Annotated in this window: 19 protein-coding genes; 6 read left to right on the forward strand and 13 right to left on the reverse strand. The window is 66.9% G+C overall.

The window, feature by feature from the left end; genetic code table 11:
* From KDJ86_RS05040 to KDJ86_RS05050, 3 genes are all read right to left on the reverse strand, one after another.
* Positions 1-974: FGGY family carbohydrate kinase (locus KDJ86_RS05040; RefSeq protein WP_291743635.1), on the reverse strand; the 974-nt coding region annotated here is incomplete at its 3' end.
* Between the two features lie 56 nt (positions 975-1,030).
* The gene (gene glpD / locus KDJ86_RS05045) at positions 1,031-2,557 is read right to left on the reverse strand and encodes a glycerol-3-phosphate dehydrogenase (RefSeq protein WP_291743637.1); all 1,527 of its coding nucleotides are present in this window, start codon (positions 2,555-2,557) and stop codon (positions 1,031-1,033) included.
* Between the two features lie 169 nt (positions 2,558-2,726).
* Positions 2,727-3,488 carry a calcium-binding protein gene (locus KDJ86_RS05050; protein WP_291743639.1) on the reverse strand — a complete coding sequence of 254 codons (762 nt, stop codon included), beginning with the start codon at positions 3,486-3,488 and terminating at the stop codon, positions 2,727-2,729.
* A gap of 311 nt (positions 3,489-3,799) precedes the next feature.
* Between KDJ86_RS05050 and KDJ86_RS05055 the strand changes: the two genes are divergently transcribed.
* Positions 3,800-4,675, forward strand: coding sequence for a ChbG/HpnK family deacetylase (locus KDJ86_RS05055; protein ID WP_291743640.1), 876 nt, complete (start codon positions 3,800-3,802; stop codon positions 4,673-4,675).
* Between the two features lie 43 nt (positions 4,676-4,718).
* On the opposite strand, the gene KDJ86_RS05060 is transcribed toward KDJ86_RS05055, so the two are convergent.
* On the reverse strand, positions 4,719-5,990 hold the full coding sequence (locus KDJ86_RS05060; protein ID WP_291743641.1) for a DegT/DnrJ/EryC1/StrS family aminotransferase: 1,272 nt from the start codon (positions 5,988-5,990) through the stop codon (positions 4,719-4,721).
* 350 nt (positions 5,991-6,340) lie between these two features.
* On the opposite strand from KDJ86_RS05060, the gene KDJ86_RS05065 reads away from it, so the two are divergent.
* Positions 6,341-7,417 (forward strand): LamG domain-containing protein, encoded by a 1,077-nt coding sequence (locus KDJ86_RS05065; protein WP_291743644.1) that lies wholly within the window; start codon positions 6,341-6,343, stop codon positions 7,415-7,417.
* Positions 7,417-8,814, forward strand: a complete 1,398-nt coding sequence (locus KDJ86_RS05070; protein WP_291743646.1) for a hypothetical protein — start codon at positions 7,417-7,419, stop codon at positions 8,812-8,814. Before KDJ86_RS05065 ends, KDJ86_RS05070 begins: the two co-directional genes overlap by 1 nt.
* A gap of 12 nt (positions 8,815-8,826) precedes the next feature.
* On the opposite strand, the gene KDJ86_RS05075 is transcribed toward KDJ86_RS05070, so the two are convergent.
* From KDJ86_RS05075 to KDJ86_RS05100, 6 genes are all read right to left on the reverse strand, one after another.
* A complete protein-coding gene (locus KDJ86_RS05075) occupies positions 8,827-9,522 on the reverse strand; it encodes a sulfate transporter family protein (RefSeq protein WP_291743647.1) in 696 nt (231 codons plus the stop codon).
* A gap of 162 nt (positions 9,523-9,684) precedes the next feature.
* The gene (locus tag KDJ86_RS05080) at positions 9,685-10,311 is read right to left on the reverse strand and encodes an NYN domain-containing protein (RefSeq protein WP_291743649.1); all 627 of its coding nucleotides are present in this window, start codon (positions 10,309-10,311) and stop codon (positions 9,685-9,687) included.
* A gap of 194 nt (positions 10,312-10,505) precedes the next feature.
* Complete coding sequence (locus KDJ86_RS05085; RefSeq protein ID WP_291743651.1) at positions 10,506-11,003, reverse strand: formate dehydrogenase subunit gamma; 498 nt, start codon at positions 11,001-11,003, stop codon at positions 10,506-10,508.
* 88 nt (positions 11,004-11,091) lie between these two features.
* Positions 11,092-11,760 (reverse strand): alpha/beta hydrolase family protein, encoded by a 669-nt coding sequence (locus KDJ86_RS05090; RefSeq protein WP_291743653.1) that lies wholly within the window; start codon positions 11,758-11,760, stop codon positions 11,092-11,094.
* The gene (locus tag KDJ86_RS05095; protein WP_291743655.1) at positions 11,757-12,479 is read right to left on the reverse strand and encodes an alpha/beta fold hydrolase; all 723 of its coding nucleotides are present in this window, start codon (positions 12,477-12,479) and stop codon (positions 11,757-11,759) included. The genes KDJ86_RS05090 and KDJ86_RS05095 overlap by 4 nt, the downstream gene beginning before the upstream one ends.
* Positions 12,480-12,501: 22 nt before the next feature.
* A complete protein-coding gene (locus tag KDJ86_RS05100; RefSeq protein WP_367116751.1) occupies positions 12,502-13,311 on the reverse strand; it encodes a lytic murein transglycosylase in 810 nt (269 codons plus the stop codon).
* A 219-nt stretch (positions 13,312-13,530) separates the two neighbouring features.
* On the opposite strand from KDJ86_RS05100, the gene KDJ86_RS05105 reads away from it, so the two are divergent.
* Positions 13,531-14,217, forward strand: a complete 687-nt coding sequence (locus KDJ86_RS05105) for an aspartyl/asparaginyl beta-hydroxylase domain-containing protein (protein WP_291743659.1) — start codon at positions 13,531-13,533, stop codon at positions 14,215-14,217.
* Between the two features lie 199 nt (positions 14,218-14,416).
* Entirely contained in the window at positions 14,417-15,709 is a 1,293-nt protein-coding gene (hemA, locus tag KDJ86_RS05110) for a 5-aminolevulinate synthase (RefSeq protein ID WP_291743661.1), read from the forward strand.
* 466 nt (positions 15,710-16,175) lie between these two features.
* Here the strand turns inward: hemA and KDJ86_RS05115 are convergent, their stop codons facing one another.
* From KDJ86_RS05115 to KDJ86_RS05125, 3 genes are all read right to left on the reverse strand, one after another.
* Complete coding sequence (locus tag KDJ86_RS05115) at positions 16,176-17,813, reverse strand: Aq_1262 family (lipo)protein (RefSeq protein WP_291743662.1); 1,638 nt, start codon at positions 17,811-17,813, stop codon at positions 16,176-16,178.
* Between the two features lie 80 nt (positions 17,814-17,893).
* A complete protein-coding gene (locus KDJ86_RS05120; RefSeq protein ID WP_291743664.1) occupies positions 17,894-19,669 on the reverse strand; it encodes a PhoX family protein in 1,776 nt (591 codons plus the stop codon).
* 149 nt (positions 19,670-19,818) lie between these two features.
* Positions 19,819-20,868, reverse strand: coding sequence for an AbrB family protein (locus KDJ86_RS05125; protein WP_291743666.1), 1,050 nt, complete (start codon positions 20,866-20,868; stop codon positions 19,819-19,821).
* Between the two features lie 206 nt (positions 20,869-21,074).
* Between KDJ86_RS05125 and KDJ86_RS05130 the strand changes: the two genes are divergently transcribed.
* On the forward strand, positions 21,075-22,733 hold the full coding sequence (locus KDJ86_RS05130) for a LuxR family transcriptional regulator (protein WP_291743668.1): 1,659 nt from the start codon (positions 21,075-21,077) through the stop codon (positions 22,731-22,733).
* The last annotated feature ends 38 nt before the right edge of the window (positions 22,734-22,771 follow it).

Raw genomic sequence — 22,771 nt, forward strand, 5'->3', positions numbered from 1 at the left:
CCGGCGCGCCTGATGATCCTGAGGCCGTCGCGGAGCCATTGCACCGCCGCCCCGGCGATGAAGATCGAGCCTTCCAGCGCGTAGGTCGGTTTGCCGCCGAGCTGATAGGCGATGGTGGTCAGCAGCCGGTTGCGGGACCGCACCGCCCGGTCGCCGGTATTGAGCAGGGCGAAGCAACCGGTCCCATAGGTCGATTTCAGCATCCCCGTCCCGAAACAGGCCTGGCCGATGGTCGCGGCGTGCTGGTCACCCGCGACGCCGAGGATCGGAACCGCCGCGCCGAGGATCGCCTTGTCGGTGACGCCGAAATCCGCGGCGCAATCCCTGACCTCGGGAAGCATCGCCCGCGGCACGCCGAACAGGTCGAGCAGGGTGTCGTCCCAGCCGCCCTTGTGGATGTTGAAGAGCAGCGTCCGCGAGGCATTGGTCGCGTCGGTGGCATGGACCCTGCCGCCGGTCAGCTTCCAGACCAGCCAGGAATCGACCGTGCCGAAGCAGAGGTCGCCGGTCTCCGCCCGCCTGCGTGCGCCCCTGGCGGCATCCAGAAGCCAACCGATCTTGGTGCCCGAGAAATAGGGATCAAGCAGCAGACCGCTCCGCGCGGTGACCTCGGGCTCCCGCCCCCGCTCGCGCAACGCGGCGCAGAGGTCCGCCGTCCGCCGGTCCTGCCAGACGATCGCCCGGCGGATCGGCTTCCCGGTCTTCCGGTTCCAGACGACGATCGTCTCGCGCTGGTTGGTGATGCCGATCGCCGCGATATCCGCCGGACCGATCTTCGCCCTGCGGATCGCGGAACGGCAGGTCGCGACGACGCTCCGCCATATCTCCTCCGGGTCGTGCTCGACCCAGCCGGGTTTCGGGAAGAACTGGGTGAACTCCTTCTGGGCGCTGCCGACCGGTCTCAGCTTCGCATCGAAGACGATCGCCCGCGACGACGTGGTCCCCTGATCGATGGCAAGGATGAAGCGTGGCATCGGCTGGCGTCTCCCTGTTTCCCGCGAAGGTGCTCCCGAGGGATGCGCCGGACAGCCTATCCCGCCCGCGCCGACTGCGCCGGCGCGGCAGCGCCGACACAGGCCGCCACCGCCGCCCGCTGGCTTTCGTCGAGATGAAGCCCGAGCTTCGAGCGCCGCCAGAGGATATCCTCCGCGGTCTCGGCCCATTCGTTGGCCTTGAGATACGCGACTTCCCGTTCGCTGAGCCCGCCGCCCAGATCCTGGCCGAGATCCGCGACCGAGCCGGCGCCATGCAGCAGCGCGTCGATGCGGGTGCCGTAGGCGCGGCAGAGTCGCCTGACGGTCTTCGGCTCCAGGAAAGGGTAGCGGCCAGCCGCATTCTCCGCCCAGTCGTCGAAGCCGGCCACCGGTATGTCGCCGCCCGGCAGGGTCGCGGTCCTCGTCCACGGCGGCCGCATCCGCGGGAAGGTCCCCGCGAGCTTCTCCAGCGCGTGTTCGGCGAGACGCCGATAGGTGGTGATCTTGCCGCCGAAGACCGAGAGAAGCGGCGCATCGTCTCCGGGCTGGTCGAGCGTCAGGACGTAATCGCGCGTCGTCTCCTGCGCCTTCGAGGCCCCGTCGTCGTAAAGCGGCCGCACCCCGGCATAGCTCCAGCGGATGTCCGAACGGGCGATCGGCTTCTCGAGATATTCGCTGACCGCCCCGAGCAGATAGTCGATCTCCGGCTCGCTGATCGCCGCGGTCGCGGGATCGCCCCCAAACTCCTCGTCGGTCGTCCCGATGAGCGTGAAGCCGCCCTCGTAGGGAATCGCGAAACAGATCCGTCCGTCGGCGTTCTGGAAGATATAGGCACGGTCGTGATCGAAGATCCGGTCGACGACGATGTGGCTGCCCTTGACCAGCCTGTCGCGCGCCGGCGCATCGAGCCCGGCAACGCCGGTCAGGACCTCGGAGACCCACGGCCCGGCGGCGTTGACCAGCCCGCGCGCCGAAATGACGAAGCGCCGGCCGTCGCGCAGGTCCTTGAGTGTCAGCCGCCAGGCCGCGCCCTCGCGTCGCGCCGCGATGCACCGCGTCCGGGTGCGGATTTCCGCGCCGCGGTCGGCGGCGTCGCGGGCGTTGAGGACCACAAGCCGCGCGTCATCGACCCGGCAGTCCGAATATTCGAACGCGCGACGGTACTTCCGCTTGAGACCGATGCCGACGGCGTCGTTGGCGAGATCGACGCTCCGCGTCGGCGGCAGGATCCGCCGGCCGCCGAGGTGGTCGTAGACGAACAGGCCGAACCGGATGACCGGCCACGGCCTCAGGCCATCGTGGTAAGGAAGGACGAACCGCATCGGCCAGATGATATGGGGCGCCGAGGCGAGGAGGACCTCGCGCTCGGCCAGCGCCTCGCGGACGAGGCGGAACTCGTGGAATTCCAGATAGCGGAGCCCGCCATGGATCAGCTTGGTCGAGGCGGAGGACGTCGCGGATGCGAGGTCGGCCATCTCGGCGAGGAACACCCGCAGACCGCGACCCTGCGCGTCCCGAGCGATGCCGCAGCCGTTGACGCCACCCCCGATGACGGCGAGATCATACTCCCCGCCGGGCTCCATTCATCCTCCCCTCCCGCTGGTCCGGGATTTCCATCTTTTCGCGGTTGCCGGCAACGCGCCGGGAACGAACGGCCCGGCGGATGACCCTAGCGCCGTTCGCCGGGCAAGGCGAGCGCCGCGCCGCGCGACCACGCGGTTCGGCCACCGGCGCTCCGGCCGGCACATTCCGTCAGATGACGAAGATCTGGCCGACGTCGAGCTCCGTATTGACGGGCAATCGCGCAAACGCCACCGCGACGTCGCTGCCGACACCGTCGGGGTCGTAGAGGAGAGTGCCGCTTGGCGGGTGGTAGATAACGTGATGGTCCGCCGTCGTGGCGGCGTTGCCCTCGTGAAAAACGCTCGGGTCGAGCGGCCCCTCCGATCCAATATGCTTGAATGCGGTATGATCCAGCAAGATCTTCTCTTGCGGCGCCAGCTTGGTGATCGTGTCGATGCCGTTGCCCACTCCGTCCTTGAAAATGAACTGATCCTTGCCGCGGCCACCGCTGAGGGTATCGTTCCCTTCGTCGCCCTGGAGCTTGTCCTTGCCGGCGCCGCCCTTGATCGTGTCGTTGCCGCCAAAGCCGCGAAGCGTGTCGTTTCCCTTCGATCCCTTGACCGTATCGTCACCCAGGAAGATCGCGTGAAGGGCATCGTCGAGATCGGCGGCGTTGATGATATTGGCGATGGGGAGGGTCAGCCCCTTGACCTTGTAATAGAGCGTGCCCGACACGTACACGCTCATCTTTTCTATCGTGCCATAGGTGGCGTAACCTTGCCCGAAGGCACCGGTATATTCGAAGCCGGTGCCCTCGACCTTGATCTTCACCTTCCCGGAACTGATGTTGTAGTGCTCCGGGTCGGAATTCGTGGTCTTGCCGTCGAGAAGCGCGTCGAATTTTTCGTAGGCATTGGGCTTGGCGCGGTGCACCGCCTTGAATAGGGCCATCACTTCACTCCTGTGTCGGCCTGGCCGAACAACGTCACCCGATACGCCCGATCTGCCTCGACTTCATTGTCTCGTCTCCTGCCGTGAGCGCGTCGGCATCATAGCCGGGATTCGTCACCGGCGGAGAGATTTCGAGCGACCGCGAAGCGAAGAAACGTCGCGCCCCTCCGCCTCCCCCCACAGCGGCCGCGCGGCGAAGTGTTCCCTTCCGAACTTGCCCAACCTGTCCTTTACAGGAGGCCGGACCTCGCCCAGTTTCGCCGTTCCATCGCATGGCGCGGCACGCGTGACTTCGGCAGGAGCGACGACCGATGACGGCAGTGAGGCAAGGCGGGCGCAAACGGGTCGTCATCCACGAGGATGACGTCGGCATGACCCATGGGGCGAACGCCGCCTTCGTCGCGCTTTCCGCTCATGGGTCGTGCAGTTCGGGATCGGTGATGGTGCCCTGCCCCTGGTTTCCGGAGGCCGCCGAGCTCGCCGCCGCCGATCCCGCCCTCGACCTCGGCGTCCATCTCACCCTGACCAGCGAACAGAAGCCCTATCGCTGGCGGCCGCTGACCGCGCCGCCGCCGTCGGCGGGCCTGACGGACGCGTTCGGCTATTTCTGGCCGGACGTGCCGAGCGCCCGCAAGGCGGCACCGGAAGCGGTCGAGGCGGAGCTGCGCGCCCAGCTCGGCGCGGCCCGCGCCGCCGGCTTCGACATCACCCATCTCGACGCCCATATGGGAACCGCGCAGATGCCGGAATTCGTCGGCATCTTCCGCCGGCTCGGCCAGGAGCTCGGCGTCCCGGCCCTGCTGGTCAGGAGCCTCGAGGGCTACAATCCGGCAAGCTATGCGGGACCGCTCGATCCCGCCGGCTACGATGCCGAGGTGGCGGCCGCCCGCGCGGCGGGCGAGCCGGTCTTCGACGCCGTCCTCGAGACGCCGTGGGACCGCACCACCGACGCCGAAACCGCCTATCGCGAGATGTTCGCGGCGATCCCGGAAGGGCTGACCTTCCTGTCGCTGCATTTCAACCAGCCCGGCGACTTCGAGGTTGTCAATCCCGGGGCGGCCCACATCCGCACCGAGGAATACGCGCTGTTCCGCACCGCAAAGATCGCCGAATGGATCGAGGAATTCGACCTCGATGTCATCGGCATGCGAACGCTCCGGGACGCGCTGCGCGCCGGCGCGGCCTGATCGTCAGCCCTTCCGACTTTCCCTCGCCGGCGGCGCAGCGCTGCTACAGCGCTTCCTCGGTGGCGTCCTCGGCCGCCATGTCGAATTTCTGCGGGTCGAAGGATCCGGCCGGGCGAAGCTCGACCTCCTCGCGGCTCATGCCGCCAAGCACCACCCGAGACGCCATGCCGATATTGTGGATGATGGCGTCGGTCTCGGCATCCGTCGCGGTCGGACTGGTCGGCACCATCACCGTGCGGTTGAGGATGTCGAGCGAGCCGGCGCACATGTCCCTGCTGTATTCGGTCCGGCATTCGGCATTGTCCGGGTGGTTATAGGGGTTCATCGCCGGATGCGCGGCGCCGGCCCCCATCAGCACCTGGTCCCATTCGGTATAGGTGTGGCGCCCCGTCTTGCCGGCGATCACCGCCGGGAAGACCTTGACGAAGTCCGCCGCCTGCCCGGCCGATGGCATCAGATACATGACATGGGCGGCGCAGTCGTGCTCGGGGCTGTTCATCGGCGACAGCTTGAGGCCGAGATTGTCGAGGCGCGACGTGGCCGCGACGATCTTCTTCTTCTGCGCCCGCATCGCGTCGATCATCGCGCCGATGCGATCGAGCTGGACGTTGAGCATCGCGCCCTGCAGCTCCGAGGCGCGGCCGCCATTCCCGGCGAAGGGCTTCATGCCGTCCTCGCGGCCGGTCCAGTAGAAGTGACAGGGGTCGATGGCGCAGCGCGCGCGCCGGGCGAGCTCCTCGTCCGAGGTCGAGATCGCCCCGCCCTCTCCGGCGGTCATATTCTTGAAGTAGTTGAAGCTGAAGGCGCCGATATGGCCGATCGAGCCGAACATCCGCCCTTCATAGCCGCCGCCGACGCCCTGGCAGGCATCCTCGATGACCGTCAGGCCGCGCCGCTCCGCGATCTCCATGATCGCGTTCATGTCGCAGGCCGCGCCCCAGATATGCACCGGCACGATCGCCTTGGTGCGCGGTCCGATCGCCGCCTCGATCGCCGCCGGATCGATGGTGATGCTCTCGTCGACATCGACGATCACCGGAATCGCGCCGGTGGTCAGCACCGCGGTCGCCGTCGCCATGTAGGTGTGGGCGGGAATCAGGACCTCGTCGCCGGGGCCGAGGCCGACTGCGATCATCGCCGCCGACAGCGCATAGGTGCCGCTGACCGTCAGGGCGGTGTGATCGACGCCGAGAAAGGCGGCGTAGCGCCGCTCGAACCGGTCGCATTCACGCTCTTCATCGCCGTAGCGGAACAGCTTTCCCGACCGGATCACCCGCGCAAGCGCTTCGATCTCTTCATCGCCGACAACGTACATTCGGTACTCTCCGGATTCTCTCGTTCATCGCGCGGGACGTTATCATTTCGTGGCCCCATCGAAAGGGCCACAAGGTGCAAATCAGGGGGGGCCACTTTCCGAATTCACAGGATATGCTCGGGCCTTGGGCGCCTGCTACCGATGCGTTCGTCAATTCGTCTCTTGGGGAAGCGTTGTTGACCCTTCTCTTCTGGTCTTGCCATCGTCACCGAAAGAAATCCTCACCCTTTCGCAAGTCGTCGCCCTGATCCCGGATAAATTTCTTCCGGGATGATCTCGATCAAGGCGGACAATTTTCATCACGCAATACTCGTTTCCAGCATCTGACCTCATCGCCCGGAGAAGTGGCCATGAGTTGGACGACGGTCATCGACTTGCCGATGCGCCGTTTCGACGGCGGAAGGACGCTCGATCACACCCGGTTCGGAAATCACGCCGACCTTCTCGGCGGCCCCACCCCCTTTCAGGGCTACGTCAGGCTCGCCGGCGGCAATGACCAGCTGGAAGTGCCGGTCGGCGGCGACAGCCTGCAGCGCTTCGCCGGCCTTCGCATCGAGGCGCGAATCAGACCCACGGCGCTGCCTCACCGGCTGAATATCGTCGAAGGCTTCATGGCCTTCGCCTTCATGGTCGAGGCGAACGGGCACCTCTCGGCGACCATCTACGACGGGCAGAACTGGGTGGCGGTCGATGCCAACCAGCCGGTGCCGCTGAACCAGTGGTCCTCGGTGGTCTTCGAATATGACGGCGTCTGCATCGGCAGGCTGCATCAGGATGGCACCGTGGTCGGCACGCGACTCGACATGCCGATCGGCATGCGCCAGCCGCAGCAGGTGATCACCATCGGCCACTGGCCGCGTGCCGACCATCGCTATTCCTTCCAAGGCGACGTGGGCCACGTCCGCATCGACCGCAGGGATCACGAAGACGCCTGGCGCGACGCGCTCGCCGGCATGCTCTGCGGCTGCCAGATGACGCCTCGCCAGGCGGCCGCGGTCGCCGAGATGACCGACATCCTGCGCGACATGGATGCTCGGCGGCTCGCCGAACTCGCCGATTGCCTGAAGGCCCGCCACGAGCGGATGCGGGCGCTGGTCCGCAAGGTACGCGCGGGTAATGCCCGCACCATCGCGCGCTATCGCGGAATCGGCGAAGCGATGCGTGACGCCTGGTGCTGCGGTCCCGGTATCGGGCTCGCCAAGAAGGAGCTTCTCGGCGGGCTCCTGGGCATTGCCGGTCCGCCCGGTTCCGAACGGCGCGAGGAGTACCTGAGCGAGGTGAAGGAGCTCTTCGACATCGGCGCCCTTTGCCAGATGCAGGGGCCGGAATTCGACCGGCTTCGCGAATTGATGCGGGTGCTGGTGCCCCGCCTTGCCGACGGCGACCGCCAGTTCCGGGACCTCCTGGATGCGGTGGAGGCGGAATGATGGCCCAGAAGCTCACCCCCGCCTGCGATACTCCCGCCGCCGCCCCGCAGCAGAACGCCTATACATGGGCGGTGGAGGTCTTCGCTCCCGAATTGCACTTCGATCCGGGCGAGCGCTTCTTCCCGGTCGATCTCGACACCACCATTGCCGCCTCCAGCCTTTACCGCCTCGACACTCAGGCGGCTCCACCGGTCTGGCCCAGAGTCAGGGACCGCGGGCAGATCCGTCCGCCGGACCTCGCGGGCGCCTCTCCGGGCCATTTCACGTCGGTGACGCCGCTCGTCACCAGCGGCGCCGCCGCGGCTCCGAGGCTGATGCCGCAGATCGCCGCCGTCGAGGCCCTGCACGCCAACCGCACCATCGCCTCGAAGCTCACCATGTATGGCGTGGTCTGCAAGGCCGGTGACGTACCCAACGCCCATTTCTTCCTCGACGAGATCGAGGCCCGGGACGCCGCGGTCGCCCGCGCCATCAAGGACGGGTACCTGATCACCTATTACTTCTTCTTCCCCGCCGCCTTCGCCCCGGACAAGGACGCCTATTACGAGGCCGAAGGCGACTGGTCGGGCATCTCGCTGCTCTTCGAGCGGCTGCCGACGGCGCAGAACGTCGCCCAGACCCTGCCCGTGCTTTCCTGCTACTTCCGCAAGTCCGAGCCGTATTACATCACGGGCGCCGACGGATTCGCGAAATGGACCGACGTCACCCGGCAGCGCGACACCACCACCGGCATCGACACCCATCCGGTGGTCTATGTCAGCCGCGGCCGGCACAACTGCTACTACAAGCCGCGGAAAACGGTCGTGCCCGACATCCCATGGCCATCGGGGCTGCAGGTGGAGATGATCGAGGCGGGTGACTACACCCCCAATCCCGGCGGCGGGACGATCACCGGAACCTTCGACCCGGACGTGCCGGAATGGATGTTCGCGGTGTTCGGACCGGTGGCGCTGCTGTTCGAATTCTGCGCCGAGATGGGCTGTGTCGAGTTCGATTCCTCGGGCGTCTATTCGAACGCCGCCCCGACCACGGACGTCGCCGACAAGGGCGGCCACTCCGTCGGGCCTCCGGGCAGCCAGCCCCAGGCCGGCAGCGACACGCCGCCTGCTCCGTTGGCGCCGGGCGCCGCGCCGTCGCAATTGCGCGTAACGCCGGTCTATGTCGACCTCACCGCCCCGCTGGTGAAGGACCGCTGGGCCTTTGCCGGCCGCTGGGGCGCGGCGCGGATGCACCGCTACTCCTTCTGGAGCGACGATCCGGCGAACAAGGAGAGCTACGACTATTACCGCTTTGGCGGTCCCGACCGGCCGCTTCTGCCGGCGTGGTTCATGTGGAACCTGTTTTTCGACGTGACCTTTGGCGCCGGTGCGATCGGCGTCTTGCCGTCGACGCCCTGAGACATTCTCCGGTCACGGATTCCGCGGCTGCCCGGACGCCATTCGCCGCGAGCCGCTGAGCCGCTTGTGGACGTGGACCATGAAGGCCGCCGCGAAGAGCGGCGTGAAGAGGTTGAGCAGCGGCACCGCCAGGAACAGGGCGATCAGCAGCCCGGCGACGAAGACCGTCGGGCCGTTTTCCCGGCGGAGCGCCCGCGCTTCCGCCCGCCCCGTGAAACGTCGCGCCGCCGCCTCGAAATATTCCCGGCCGAGCAGATAGCCGTTGCCGATGAAGAAGGCGACGAGGTTGACCCCGGGCACGAGGAGCAGCGCCAGGGCGACGAGGTTGACGACGATGACGATGCCGGTGAAGGCGATGGTGTCGCCGATCGCGGCGGCAACCGACAGGTCCTGGCCCGGCGGGTCGGCGGGGTAATGCGTCCGCTCGACGAGACCGGCGACCTCGTCGGTGAACATGCCCGAAAGCAGCGCCGCGGCCGGCGCCACCAGGAAGCCGAGTCCGATGAACAGGCCGAGGCCGGCAACGATCGAGATCGTCGTCTCCAGCCACGGATAGCTCCGGATATCGACCAGCCAGCCGAGAAGGCCCTCGAGCAGCAGCCAGATGATGAACAGGACCGCGATCGTCAGTCCGAGGGACTTCCACATGACCGAGCGGAACGGCGGCGAGAATATCTCGGAAAGGGCGAGGCCCGCGGCTGAAATCATGCCGGATTAGGTGGAGGCCAGATGCTCGGGATTCAATCGAAAAATCGCAGCATCCTATAGCGAACGCGGCAAGCGTCGATGATGCGCACGGCCAAGATGGCCAAGCGAACTATCTCGCAAGATTATTGGACAACGTTCAAATTTAAGCTTGGCGGCTTTTGTCTAGCCTGTTCTCGGGCGATAATCTCTCGGATCAAGGCACTGATCGTAAAATGCCTGATCCATTGGAACCCAATCGGTCTTGGCTATTCCACGACGGGCGGACGCGGTGGCGCTGCTGGGATAAGCACAAGCGACCTTTATCCAGCGTTTTTCATGCTCGGAGATTTCTCGGATTTCCTCGACGATCTCACCCAAGTCGGAATCCTGGCTGAAGATAATTGCGACGTCGTATTGGTCCTGTCGTGCCAATCGCACCGCATCCAAGGCGAGACGTACATCGATTCCCTTCTCATGAGGCGTGTATATCGTCTGCTCGGAACCATCCGACATAACGACTTTCTCGGAATGGTATCGTAGGGGCCGTGTCGTCACCAAAATGCCTGACCGGCGCATCGCCAACGATCGGGCGGCCCAATATCCGTGCCACATGGGATCATGCTGAGCGAGCGGAACGCCAGTGTAGAAGCGGACACCGCGGCGTTCCCACCCCTTAGAAGCACATATCGCGTCGGCTAGTTTGATGGGATCAAAATTAGGATGAAAATGGCCAAAGGCAGCCATTGCGTGACGGAACAGATTCTGGCCGTCAAAGAAGGAAACGGCTCTTTTTTTCTTTGGCCCGTCCATCAAAAAATAACCCCGCCGGGAGCCTTGCGGCTAATCCGACGGGGGGTAATTCGTTTGTCATAGATGTCCATGCAGGCAAAATTGTCAAGAGTCTATCAATTGGTCAACCCTTGGTAGTAAGTGATTGACCAATGTATGTGCCGTTTGTGCAATACGATCATTCAGGCGGTACCCGCGCGCAAACACGGGATCCCTCACTCCCCGAGCCCGGCGATGAGAGCATCGAGCGCCGCGTCGTCGAGCCGCCCGACCAGCCGGCCGTCGACCATCGCCGACGGCGCCACCGCGCAGAGCCCCAGGCAATAGACTGCCTCCAGCGTCACCCGCCCGTCCGCCGTCGTCTCGCCGCTTGCGATGCCGAGCGCGGCTTCGGCGCGCGCCGCCAGCGTCTCGCCGCCGGTCGCCTGGCAGGCCTCGGCCCGGCACAGCCTCACCACATGGCGCCCGGCCGGGGAGCGACGGAAGTCGTGATAGAAAGTGACGACGCCATGGACTTCGGCCCGGGTCAGGTTGAGGACGTCGGCGACCACCGGCACCGCCGCGTCGTCGATATAGCCATACTCCTCCTGGAGGGCTCGCAGGATCGGCATCAGCGCGCCGTCGAGATGTTTCATCGCCTCGGCAAGCCGCCGTGCGCGATCGGGGTCGAAGGCCGGGCCGGGTCGTTCCTGGGTGGGCTGGTCGGTCTGCATCGGGGAATCCGTGGGCAAGCAACAGGATATCGCGGCCATGGTCGACCCTTCGCGACGGCCGGTCAATCGCCTTGCCGCCGGGAAACCATCAAAGCAGGCCGTCGATCCAGGCCGCCACCGTCGCGATCATCTCGCCAAGCACGTCGGCGTCGGTCCGGCCGCTCGCCTTGCGGACGTGGAAGGAATGGTCGCCGTCCTCGAAGAGATGCAGCGTGGCGCGACCGCCGAGGCGGCGGCAAAGCGGTTCGAGAAGATCCAGTCCCGCGAAGGTGTCGCGCGTGCCTTGCAGGAAGAGCATCGGCACCGCGACGCCGGCGAGATGGGCGGCGCGATCGTCCGAGGGCTTGCCCGGCGGATGGAGGGGAAAGCCGAAGAAGACCAGCCCGCGCACCGCCGCCAGCGGCGCTTCGGCCTGGGCGGTCGAGGTCATCCGCCCGCCAAAGGACTTGCCGCCCGCGAAGAGCGGCAGGTCCGGCGCAAGCCTCGCGGCTTCCGCCACCGCGGCACGGACCGTCGCCACCGCCACCGGCGGACGGTCCGGCCGGCGACTCTTCGCTTCCATATAAGGGAAATTGAACCGCAGGGTCGCGATGCCCGCTTCGGCCAGGCCCCTCGCCACCATTGCCATGAAGGGGTGCGTCATCCCGGCCCCGGCGCCATGGGCGATGACGAGGCAGGCGCGCGCCTCCGCGCCGCGGTCGAACAACCCGGAAACCGTGCCGCTTCCTTCGACGGCGATGGTGACCGGCTTGCTCAATGGACCGCGCCGCCTCCGACGATCTGGTCGAGCAGCTCGGCCAGGGTTTCGGGCATGGTGATGTTCGGCGTATGGCCCGCGTCGAGCTCGTAGCACCGCCAGCCGGGCCGGGCCCGGATCCGCTCGGCCATCGCCTTGAAGGGGTCGCCGCCGGACTTCCCCGTACAGTGGATATAGGCCCCCGGAATGTCGCGGGCGGCGCCGGTCAGCTTGATGCGCTGCGTGTATGTCCGGAACGGCATCCAGCTCCGCCGCTGGTTCAGCCAGTCGAAATCCTCCTCGGCGACGTCGGGCGCCAGCGGCGGCGGCGGCAGGCGCCACCCGTCCCCCGGCCCGCTCACCTGGTCGCGCATCCTGTCGGCTTCGGCCGCCGGCCTCAGGTCGAGGACACTCTCGCCGTCCTCCGGCACGAAGGCGTCGAGATAGATCAGCATCGTCACCCGGTCGGGCATGCGGTCGGCGACCCCGGTGGCGACCATGCCGCCGTAGCTGTGCCCGATCAGGACCAGCTTCCGCAGATCCTCGAATTCGATCACCCCGGCGATGTCGGCGATATGCAGGTCGAGATCGATCATCGGCGCCCGGAGATGGCTGCGCTCGCCGAGGCCGGTATAGGTCGGCGTCAGCAGGCTATGGCCGCGCCTGGCGATGGGCTCCCGCATCCGGGCCCATGACCAGCCGCCCGACCAGGCACCATGGCAGACGAGAAAATTCGCCATCCCCGCCTCCCCTTGCCATCGGCTACCGGCCCGCGATCTTGCCGGCGAGCACCGCGATGGTCTGCTGGTAGACGGCCGCCTTGTTCCACTGGCCGAGCACGGTGTAGTTGTGCGTGCCCGGCTGATAGGACTGGCCGGCGCGCCAGCCATAGGCCTTGAGGTAATTCGCGGTCGAGGCGAGCGCGTCCGACTTGCTGCGGATCAGGTCGCGATGACCGTTGCCGTCCCAGTCGACGGCGAACTTTATGTAGGAGGTGGCGAGGAACTGCGTCTGTCCAAGCTCGCCGGCCCAGGCGCCGATCATCTGCGATGGCGAGAGGTCGCCGCGCTGGACGATCTTCAGGGCGGCGTAGAGCTCCTCGGTGAAGAATGCCGAGCGGCGGCAGTCATAGGCAAGCGTCGCCAGCGAACGGATGGCCTTCTTGTTGCCGGTATTGGCGCCGAAGCTGGTTTCCAGTCCCCAGATCGCCACCAGCACCTCGCCGGGCACGCCGAACCGCTTTTCGATGCCCCGGAGGAGGCTGGCATTCTGCTTGTAACGGCTGCGGGCAACGCCCTCGAGCGGCGCGGCGCGGGTCGCGTAGAATTTCTGGAAACTCAGCTTGAAGTGCTTCTGGTTGCGGTCGAGCCGGATCACGCTGGTGTCGTAGGTGACGCCGTTCAGGGCCGAGGCGATCACCTTCGACGATACGCCGGCGCCCGCCGCCTCCCGCTTGAAATCCGCCAGCCAGCGCGAGAATCCGGCGCCGGTATTGCCGCAGCGCGCGGCGAGGGCGTCGCTTGACACATTCGCAAGGACCATCGCCGCCAGCGCCAGAACGGCGTTTCTCAATCTCCAATGCATCATCGGCTCCCTGATCGCCCTTCCGGCGCGCGCGATGGTAGGCGGAGCGCCATGGCCCGCGCAACCATTCTCCGCGATAGCGGCTTCCCCTGGCGCGACCAGACGCCGTCTCGGCAGCGACAGGCGGTTTCGCTAGACTATGCCCTGAATTCGCCGTCGAGCCATGGTTACCGATGGCGAGGGCAGCAGCGGGGAGTCGATCGTGAAATGACGAAATTCTACGACAAGGCTTCGGACGTCGTTCGCCGCATCTACGAGAAGCGCATCGACGCCCCGTCCGTCCTCGACGTCGACATCGATTTCCCCAATGCCGCGAAATTCGCCGCCAAGTGGGAGGCGATCCGCGACGAGGCCAAGGTCGCCAAGCTCGAATCCATGCCGCGCTTCCACGACATCATGCCCGAGCAGGCGGATATCTCGGCCAATGACGGGATCGACTGGCGGATGCTGATCCTCAAGGCCTATGACGTCGATGTGCCGGAGAACCTTGCCCGCATGCCGGTGCTGGCCGGCCTGCTCGCCGAATGCCCCGAGGTCAAGTCCGCGACGGTCTCCTTCCTCGCGCCGCACAAGCATATCCCCCGCCATCGCGGACCGTTCCGCGGCGTCATGCGGTTCCATCTCGGGCTGCAGATCCCGAAACAGGCAGACGGGCGGCCGGCCACCATCATGATGATCGACGACAAGGAATACCGGATCGCCGACGGCGACACCCTGCTGTGGGACGACACCTTCCCCCACGAGGTCATGAACAACGCCGACGAGCCCCGGATCGCCCTGCTTCTCGATGTCTGGCGGCCACGGATGCCCGTCGACATGGAGGTCCTGTCGCGAATCATCGTCGGCGCGGTGCAGATCGGCATGCGCTATCGCGGCGTCAGCTATACCGGTTGAGCAGGGCTGTCCCCAAGGGGCCGCACCGCGGCTTCGGCCCGAAGGGACGCTTTTTCGCGTAAATCGCCCGCTACGCGAAGGCACCGTCGTAATCGCTTGATCAGGATCAAGTAACTGTGAGGCCCGGCGCGGCAAAGTGCCGGTGGACTTGCGCCGCCCCGCCCTCTAATTTCGCAGCATTCTAAAACAGGGTAGCTTTATGGACTACCAGTCGATCTTTGCCGAGGCGATTGCCGCCCTCCACGCCGAAAAGCGTTACCGCGTCTTCGCCGACCTGGAGCGGATTGCGGGTCGCTTCCCCTACGCGGTGAATCACGCGGAGGACGGCGACCGCGAGATCGTCGTCTGGTGCTCCAACGACTATCTCGGCATGGGCCAGCACCCCGAGGTCATCGCGGCGATGACCCACGCGGCCGGAACGATGGGCGTCGGTGCCGGCGGCACCCGTAACATCTCGGGAACCAATCACCCCCTGGTCATGCTCGAGGCGGAGCTCGCCGACCTGCACGGCAAGGAAGCGGCGCTGGTCTTCACCTCGGGCTTCGTCTCGAACGAGGCGGCGATCTCGACCGTCGCCAAGATGCTGCCGGATTGCGTCATCCTTTCGGACGAACTCAACCACGCCTCGATGATCGAGGGCGTGCGCCGCTCGGGCGCGCAGAAATTCATCTTCCGCCACAACGACCTCGAACATCTCGAGGACATCCTCAAGGCGCAGAGCCGGGTACGGCCGAAGCTGATCGCCTTCGAGTCGGTCTATTCGATGGATGGCGACGTCGCCCCGATCGAGCGGATCGCCGACCTCGCCGACAAATACGGCGCGATGACCTATCTCGACGAGGTCCACGCGGTCGGCATGTACGGCCCGCGCGGCGGCGGCATCGCCGAGCGCGACGGCGTCATGGATCGCATCGACGTCATCGAGGGAACCCTCGCCAAGGCCTTCGGCACGCTTGGCGGCTATGTCGCGTCGAGCCGGGTGATCGTCGACACCATCCGCTCCTATGCGCCGGGCTTCATCTTCACCACCGCGTTGCCGCCGGCGCTCGCCGCGGCGGCGACGAAGTCGATCAGCCACCTCAAGGCCTCCTCGACGGAGCGTGAGGGCCAGCAGCGCGCCGTCGCCCGCACCAAGGCCGCGTTGAGCGCCGCCGGCCTGCCGGTGATGCCGTCGGATACCCACATCGTGCCGCTCTTCGTCGGCAATGCCGACCAGTGCAAGCAGGCGAGCGACATCCTGCTCGAGGATCACGGCATCTATATCCAGCCGATCAACTATCCGACCGTGCCGCGCGGGCTGGAACGTCTCAGGATCACGCCGACGCCGTTCCATGACGACGGCCTGATCGATCGGCTTTCGATCGCCCTGGTCGATGTCTGGCAGCGTCTCGGCCTGCCCTTCTCGACCGATGGCAAGGCTGGCCAGCCGCGCCAGGCGGCGTCCGCCGCCGGCAATACCCGTGTCGCGGTCTTCCCGCCCGCCGGGGGCTGATCCCTATCCACCGATTGTCTGGGCCGAAGCGGCGCCCGCTGCTTCGGCATCCTTGCGTCCTTCGAGGCTTCGCTTTCGCGAAGCACCTCAGGATGGCTCGGTTGGCGTCGTTCGCGGCTCCGCTTCGCGAAGCACCCTCGGGTCGAGCCCGAGGGCAAGCTCTCGGAATGGCTCGGGTGGCGTCGGTCGCGGCTCCGCTTTCGCGAAGCACCTCGGGATAGCTGGGTCGGGATTCGATGACGCGGCCGGGAATTTATGGGTCAGCAGGTGACCGCGGGCTGAAACACCCTCGCCATCCTGAGGTGCGAGGGCGAAGGCCCGAGCCTCGAAGGACGCACGCCCGCCTCATCCCGGAACAGCGCACTCGCCGGAGCGGCAAGCACCTGCCCGGCCATCCTGAGGAGCCCCGCGGAAGCGGGGCCTCGAAGGACGCAAGACCCAAAATCACCGAGAGATCGCGACCGCCTCAGAACAGCGGGTCCTCGATCCCCGTCGGCTCGTCCTGCTCGACCGACTCGCGGACATTGTCGGCCGGCGCCAGCAGCGCCGCGCGGCCGTCGACGAAATCCTGGTCGAGGACGATCGTCCGGTAGGCCTTGTCGAGATCGAGGGCGCGGCGGCGCGAGGGGTGGAGGAGCGTCGCCACGTCCGTCCTCAGCCGTTCCAGCGCGGCCGGGTCCGGCTTGCCGTCGGCGTCGAAAAAGGCCGGGATGACCTCGTCGTTGGCGCGGAACTCGTCACCGGCGCCGTTGGCCACGAGGTAGCGGGCATAATCGCCGAGCCCGTCGGCGCCGACCGGATCGGGAATGCCGGCGAGCCCGTGCTGGCTCCAGTGGAACCAGCCGCCGTCCGGCGTGTCGATCTTGCGGGAGAAAGCGAAGGTCGAATCGTCGGTCGCCCCGATGCCGCCGTGACAGCCGGCGCAAAAGACGGTCTCCTCGAAGCTCTGTGGGCGAAGCGCCCCTTCCCGGTCCTCGATGAAGGACTGCAGGCGCCAGCCGACGCCATTGGCCAGCCCGGTCTCGGCATTGCCGTCGAAGATCGGCAGCCGGTCGGGGTAGTCGTGGTCCTCCTTGACCTCGGCCAGCGCCCCTTCCTCGAGATCGGCGTAGGTCTGCCAGGCCGTCTTCGCCATGTAGCGGAGTTCCTTGAGACGCGGCGAGAGCCGGATGCCGCCGTCGGCATCGTCGACGTCGACGTAGCGAACCGAATGGACGAACTCGGTGCCGAGCGGATAGAGCCCGGCGGCGAGCGGCGCCTTGCCGGCCGCCTGCAGCGCTGCCGCCCGGCCGACATAGCTCATGTCGCGCCCCTTGAGCGGCGCCCAGTCGAAGGCGACGCGGGTGGCGGTGCCGATGGTGCCGTCCTTGTCGAGATCGACGCCGTAGCGCGCCTCGTCGACCGGATCGATCGGGATGTCGAGGCGCCGGATCAGTGCCTCGACGATGGCGAGGTTGATCGCATAGGCCCGCCAGTCGGGATTGCCGCCGGCGTCCTGGCGATAGGCCTCCGGAAGACGGATCAGGACGTCGTCGGTCGAGCCGCTCGCCGGCGAGAAGCTGCCGGGGAGAGGCGTATAGGCGAAGGCCCGCCATCCGGTCCGCCCACCGGCCGGATCGAGGTCGTAACCCTCCGCGTCAAACCGGAAATGGACGTCGGGGACGTAGCCGCTCCATGCGCCGTCATCGTCGGCGTCCCAGCCGGGCGGCGGATCCTTCAGGGTCGCCGCGAGCCGGATCGTGCCGTCCGGGGCGTGGTAGTTGTCGGTGCGGATATAGGCGAGGATCTCGTCGTCGCTGATCGCGGCGATCCGCTCGCTGCGATCCTCGAAGAGATTGCTCCAAGGATTGACCAGTGCCGGTGCCGGAAAGGCATAGGAAAGCTGGAGGTCGCGGTCGTTGATGGCGTTTGGCGAACGGCCTTTGACGTGGCAGGTGAAGCACGGATTATGGACGCTGCCGGAGACGTCGAGGGTGCGCGTATAGCATTGCGGCGGGATGAAGGCGGACGGATTTTCGAGCGGCTCGCCGAGCCGCGAGGCGCCGGCCGCCGCCGAAGCAAGCGCGGTCGTGCCGAGCAGGGCAAGGATCATCCGGCGCGGCATCGTCGCTCTCCGTTTCCGCGATATGAGATCGATGCGGCGGGACCGGGATCCCGCCGCATCCGGTGTCGAAGGTCGCCGGCTCAGTTGGTCAGCGCCGGAAATGGCCCGATATAGCCGATATAGGCGCGGGCATCCGCCGGATCGGTCCGCTTGTCCTTGTCGGATTCGCCGTAGGGATGCTGGACGACGGCCATCAGGTAGCCGTGGCCGCCGACGTCGCTGTAGAAATAGGGCGAGGTCGTCTCCGAACCGTAGGGCGTCGAGAAGATCCGGGTGAGCCCGCCATCGGCCATGTTGTAGGCCCAGATGGCATCGTTCTGATGGCCGGAGCCGGTGTCCTCGCCGATGATCAGCGTGCCGTATCCATCCATGAAGGTCAGGTTGTCGGGATTGGCGACGCCGTCGATGTCGCAGGTGTTGCCGGCATAGGGACTGCCCTCCTCATAGGTGGTGGGCTTGCCGGCAACCAGCGTCGTCAGCCCCTTGCCGACGAAGTCCGAACCGATGGTCGGGTCGGCTTCAAGGCCGATCTTGTAGACCGCGCCGCAGGGATTGGCGGCAACGCGGATGTCGTTGCTGCCGCCCTTGTCGTATTTGCCGTCCTTGGCCATGTCCTCCATGCCGTTGCCGACTTCCGACATGGCGACGAACAGCGTCTTGCCGGCCGGGTCGAGGGCGATGCCCTCTTCCTTGCGGAATTCGGTGGTCGCGCCGAGCATCGAGGCATAGCGCCGGGTCTCGAGGCGGGAGGCGAGCATCTCCATGCCGGGCTTTACCTTGAGGCACTCGACCCGACCTTCCGCATTCGACGCCGAGAAGCCGGCGGGGCAGGATCCGTCCTCCGCCATCTCCGCCGTCTCGAAGAGGTCGGTGAAGGTCACGCCACGGGCGACGCCCTCGGTGACGGATCGATCGTCGGCATGGCCGAGGCTGATCCAGGTGAGATCGGCGGCACCGGCTCCGTCCGCCGAGGTCTGGTTCCATTTCGCCGCATAGAGCATGCCGGCGCCGAGGTCGCCCGCTTTGTCGGCGACGAACATGAACAGCCCGACATTGGTGCCGTCATCCGAGATATAGGCCGTCTTCCGGTCCGGCATTATCTTGGCGAGCTCGACCGCGACACGGCCCATGGCGCGGTGCTTCGCGACCGTGTAGGAGCCGTCTTCCGCGACCGTGATCTCGGTCGGGAAGCCGTAGCGATACGGCTTGAACACGGCCTTGAAGTCCTCGACCGTGACGGTCGCGGGATCGAAGCCCGCGTAGCGGGCCATCGGCTTGTAATAGTCGTCGATCTGATCCATCGCGGTCGCTTCCTCGACCGCCCGCGCATCCGGCGGATATTCCTCTGAGCCGAGATGCGTGCCCCAGGGCGTCACCGAGCCCGCACAGGGAACCCACAGGCCACCAACCGACGAGAAGTCGATCGGCTTGGTGCCGACGATGCTGAGCCTGCCCTCGGCGTCGCCCTTCAGCTCGGAGAGATACATGGCGCCCGGACGCGATTCGAAATGGGTGATGCTGAACAGCTTCTCGCCGACCGGCAGCAGCGAGGTGAAGTCGGCATCGACCGAGACATGGGGCGAGCCGTCGGCGCTCTTCACCGGCTGGCCGTTCTCGTCGGTCAGCGTGCCGAATACCACGTCGCCGAAGATGTCGCCGCTGCGGGCCAGCAGCGAGAAGCCGATCGGGTAGGTCTGGCCGTTGATCTCGACACCGGTCGAGGCCAGGACCGCGCGCTTCTGGGCGTCGTCGGCGGCGAACGGGACGGGCGTGAATCTGACCTCGCCGGCCATCGCGCCCGAGCCCGCCAGCACAAGGGCAGTCGTCGCCAGCAGCGACTTGGTGAATGCATTCATGATGTGACCTCTGTTGAACAGTCGCGTCGCGACGTCCGGGGGGAGAAGGACGCCCGCATCTCGATCCGCCGGTACCGTCGGCGCCGGCATTGTAACCATCTCAAATCCGTTTGAAGCTTTGTTGACAGTCGCCGGCGACGACGGCGATTTCAGTCCTCCTTGCCGCTGGTATCCACGCGAATCGCGATCCTGCGCTTCGGAACCACGAACGGCAGGGCGATCGCGATCCCCGCGAAGCGGGCGAACTGGTGGGCGGCGACGAAGGCGGTATCCATGTTGAGGGCCAGCGAGAGCGACATCATCGCGTCAAGGCCGCCCGGCGCATAGGCGACGATCGCCTGGTCGATCGGAACGCCGATGATCCGGGCGACGCCGACCGCCATCAGCCCCGCGATCGCCGTCGCGACAAGGAAGGCGCCGATCGAAGCGGCCAGGATCCCGGCGACGAAGCGGAGGCTGGTCCCGGCGAAGCGGCTGCCGACCAGGGCCCCGAGCAGCACGAAGGCGAGAACCACCAGCGGCGCCGGCGGCGCACCGCTGACCAGGCCGCTGCCGTGAAGGAGGGCGCTCGCCATGAAGCTCCCGGTCAGCAGCCCGGATGGCACTCCGAGCCGGCGAAACAGCAGGCCGACGACGGCGGCGGCGACGATCATCAGGACGGTATGAGCGAGCGATCCCTCGGGCACGACCGCGGGCAGCGGCGGATCGGTCTCGACCGCGACGATCAGGCCGGGCAGGACCGCGACAAGCAGGAAGACGCGGATGCTCTGGCTGGTGGCGACCTTGCGGATATCGGCATCGGATTCGGAGGCCATCGCCAACACGAAGGAGAGAGCCCCCGGCACGGCGGAGAAGAAGGCCGTATCCCGGTCCCAGCCGGCCACCCGGGTGAGGAAGACGCGCACGGCGACAATGACGGCCGCCACCGTGATCGCCAGCCCGAGAAGGCTCAGCGGCCAGGCAAGCGCGCCGCTCAGCAGTTCCGGCGTCACGCCGCACCCGAGCGCCGTTCCGATCAACAGGTAGGCGAAATCGACCAGCCGGGGCGGCAGTCGCGTGTCCCAGCCCGCCAGCGACGCTGCGGTCACCGCGATCATCGCGCCGGAAAGCCACGCGGCCGGCATCCCGGCAAACGCCGCGACACCGCCGCCAAGGATGGCGATGAGGATCGTGCCGACGAGGCCAAGTCGCGGGTCCAAGGCTTCTCCCTTGTCGGGTTTCGCGGGCTGCCGAACGGCGGGGCGGGCGGAAGCGCCTGCCGGGCACAGCCCGGCCGGCCGGCCATTCTAGCACCGGATTCCGCGAGACGAGCGCCCGCCAATGCGAATGGGCGCGACGCGCCGACGCAATCTCCGCTAATCTCGGCTATTGTCGCCACGACAGGCGCGGCATCGGAGCCAGGCGTATGACCAACGCCAGACGACCGCCGAAGAAGCGCACCGCCGACGGACTGGCGGATGCCCGGGAAGCCTATGCCCGGAATGCCTGGGAAGACGCCTACCAGTCCTACTGCCAGGCCGATTCGCTGGCGCCGCTCGCCGTCGACGATCTCGAAGACTGGGTTTGGGCGGCCGCCCTTACCGATCGTGACGATGACTATCTGGCGCTTCAGGAACGCATCTATGACGCACATCTCGCCGCCGGCGACGAACGACGGGCTGCCCGCGCCGCCTTCGGCCTCGGGCTGCGTCTTTTCTCGCTGGGCGAAGCGGGGCGCGCCAGCGGCTGGTTGACCCGCGCCGCCCGCCTTCTCCGCGACCGGGACTGTCCCGAACAGGGCTACCTGCTGCTCCCGGCCGTCCATCGCGCCATCGCCACCGGCGACCTGGACGAGGCCGACGCCACAGCGGCCACAGCGATCGAGATCGGCGACCGCTATTCGGAGGCCGATCTCGCGGCATTCGCCCGCAATCTCCGCGGCCGGGCACTGCTCCGCATGGGGCGGATCGCCGAGGGCCTGACGCTCCTCGACGAAGCCATGCTTGCGGCGACCGCGGGCGCCCTTTCGCCGATCTTCACCGGCCTCGTCTATTGCAGCGTGATCGATGCCTGCCAGGAGGTCTTCGCCTTCGACCGCTGCCGCGAATGGACCGCCGCCCTGGCGGCGTGGTGCGACACGCAACCCCAGTTGGTCACCTTCACCGGAAGCTGCCTGGTCCACCGGGCCGAGGTGATGCAGCTCAGCGGCGCCTGGAGCGACGCGATCGGCGAAGCCGAGCGGGCGACCCGGCGGCTGTCGGTCATCGCCGATCCCGGCGCCAGCGCCGCCGCCTTCTACCAGCAGGCGGAGATCCATCGGCTGCGCGGCGAGGTTTCCGAGGCGGAAGACGCCTATCGCCGGTCGAACGAGCTCGGCGCAGATATCCAGCCGGGACTTGCCCTCCTCCGCCTGGCGCAGGGCCGCCGCGACTCGGCGGTCAATGGCATCCGGCGGGCGCTGGCGACGACCACCGAGCCGGCCCGGAGAATGCGCGTCCTGCCCGCCGCCGTCGAGATCATGCTGGCGGATGGCGCCATCGACGAGGCGCGCGCTGCCGCTGAGGAGATCGCAGATATCGCGGCCAGCTATGACACCGAGGTGGTTTCGGCGATGGCGGACCACGCCCGCGGCGCCATCCGGCTCGCGGAGGGCGATCCACAGGCGGCACTTGCCCCTCTCCGCCGCGCCTTCCTCGTCTGGCAGCAATTCGGCGCCCCCTATCTCGCGGCCCGTATCCGCATTCTCGTCGGCATCGCCTGCCGGAACCTCGGCGACGCCGAAGGCGCGGCCCTTGAATTCGCGGCCGCCCGTTCGGTCTGCGAGGACCTTGGCGCCGCCCCGGACCTCGCCCGCATCGATCACCTCGCCACAACCGACGCCCGGCATCGCCCGGACGGCCTGACGCCGCGCGAGATCGAGGTGTTGCGGCTGGTCGCCGCCGGCAAGACCAACAAGGCGATCGCGAAAGAGCTCGATGTCGCCGAAAAGACGGTCGACCGACACCTCTCCAACATCTTCACCAAGATCGATGTGCCCTCCCGGGCGGCCGCGACCGCCTATGCCTACGAGCACCAGCTGGTCTGATTCCGGGCGGGGCCGGATGGGTGGAACCACCCATGCGG

Origin of the sequence: Bauldia sp. (genome assembly GCF_020442045.1) — a bacterium.
In the GTDB taxonomy this organism is placed as follows: Bacteria; Pseudomonadota; Alphaproteobacteria; order Rhizobiales; family Kaistiaceae; genus Bauldia.

What these genes read in the sequence shown, in the direction of transcription:
- glpD (WP_291743637.1), bottom strand. Translation starts at nt 2,557, where the DNA reads ATGGAGCCCGGCGGGGAGTATGATCTCGCCGTCATCGGGGGTGGCGTC.
- KDJ86_RS05050 (WP_291743639.1), bottom strand. Translation starts at nt 3,488, where the DNA reads ATGGCCCTATTCAAGGCGGTGCACCGCGCCAAGCCCAATGCCTACGAA.
- KDJ86_RS05060 (WP_291743641.1), bottom strand. Translation starts at nt 5,990, where the DNA reads ATGTACGTTGTCGGCGATGAAGAGATCGAAGCGCTTGCGCGGGTGATC.
- KDJ86_RS05080 (WP_291743649.1), bottom strand. Translation starts at nt 10,311, where the DNA reads ATGGACGGGCCAAAGAAAAAAAGAGCCGTTTCCTTCTTTGACGGCCAG.
- KDJ86_RS05085 (WP_291743651.1), bottom strand. Translation starts at nt 11,003, where the DNA reads ATGCAGACCGACCAGCCCACCCAGGAACGACCCGGCCCGGCCTTCGAC.
- KDJ86_RS05065 (WP_291743644.1), top strand. Translation starts at nt 6,341, where the DNA reads ATGAGTTGGACGACGGTCATCGACTTGCCGATGCGCCGTTTCGACGGC.
- KDJ86_RS05095 (WP_291743655.1), bottom strand. Translation starts at nt 12,479, where the DNA reads ATGGCGAATTTTCTCGTCTGCCATGGTGCCTGGTCGGGCGGCTGGTCA.
- KDJ86_RS05105 (WP_291743659.1), top strand. Translation starts at nt 13,531, where the DNA reads ATGACGAAATTCTACGACAAGGCTTCGGACGTCGTTCGCCGCATCTAC.
- KDJ86_RS05075 (WP_291743647.1), bottom strand. Translation starts at nt 9,522, where the DNA reads ATGATTTCAGCCGCGGGCCTCGCCCTTTCCGAGATATTCTCGCCGCCG.
- KDJ86_RS05055 (WP_291743640.1), top strand. Translation starts at nt 3,800, where the DNA reads ATGACGGCAGTGAGGCAAGGCGGGCGCAAACGGGTCGTCATCCACGAG.
- KDJ86_RS05115 (WP_291743662.1), bottom strand. Translation starts at nt 17,813, where the DNA reads ATGCCGCGCCGGATGATCCTTGCCCTGCTCGGCACGACCGCGCTTGCT.
- KDJ86_RS05120 (WP_291743664.1), bottom strand. Translation starts at nt 19,669, where the DNA reads ATGAATGCATTCACCAAGTCGCTGCTGGCGACGACTGCCCTTGTGCTG.
- hemA (WP_291743661.1), top strand. Translation starts at nt 14,417, where the DNA reads ATGGACTACCAGTCGATCTTTGCCGAGGCGATTGCCGCCCTCCACGCC.
- KDJ86_RS05070 (WP_291743646.1), top strand. Translation starts at nt 7,417, where the DNA reads ATGGCCCAGAAGCTCACCCCCGCCTGCGATACTCCCGCCGCCGCCCCG.
- KDJ86_RS05130 (WP_291743668.1), top strand. Translation starts at nt 21,075, where the DNA reads ATGACCAACGCCAGACGACCGCCGAAGAAGCGCACCGCCGACGGACTG.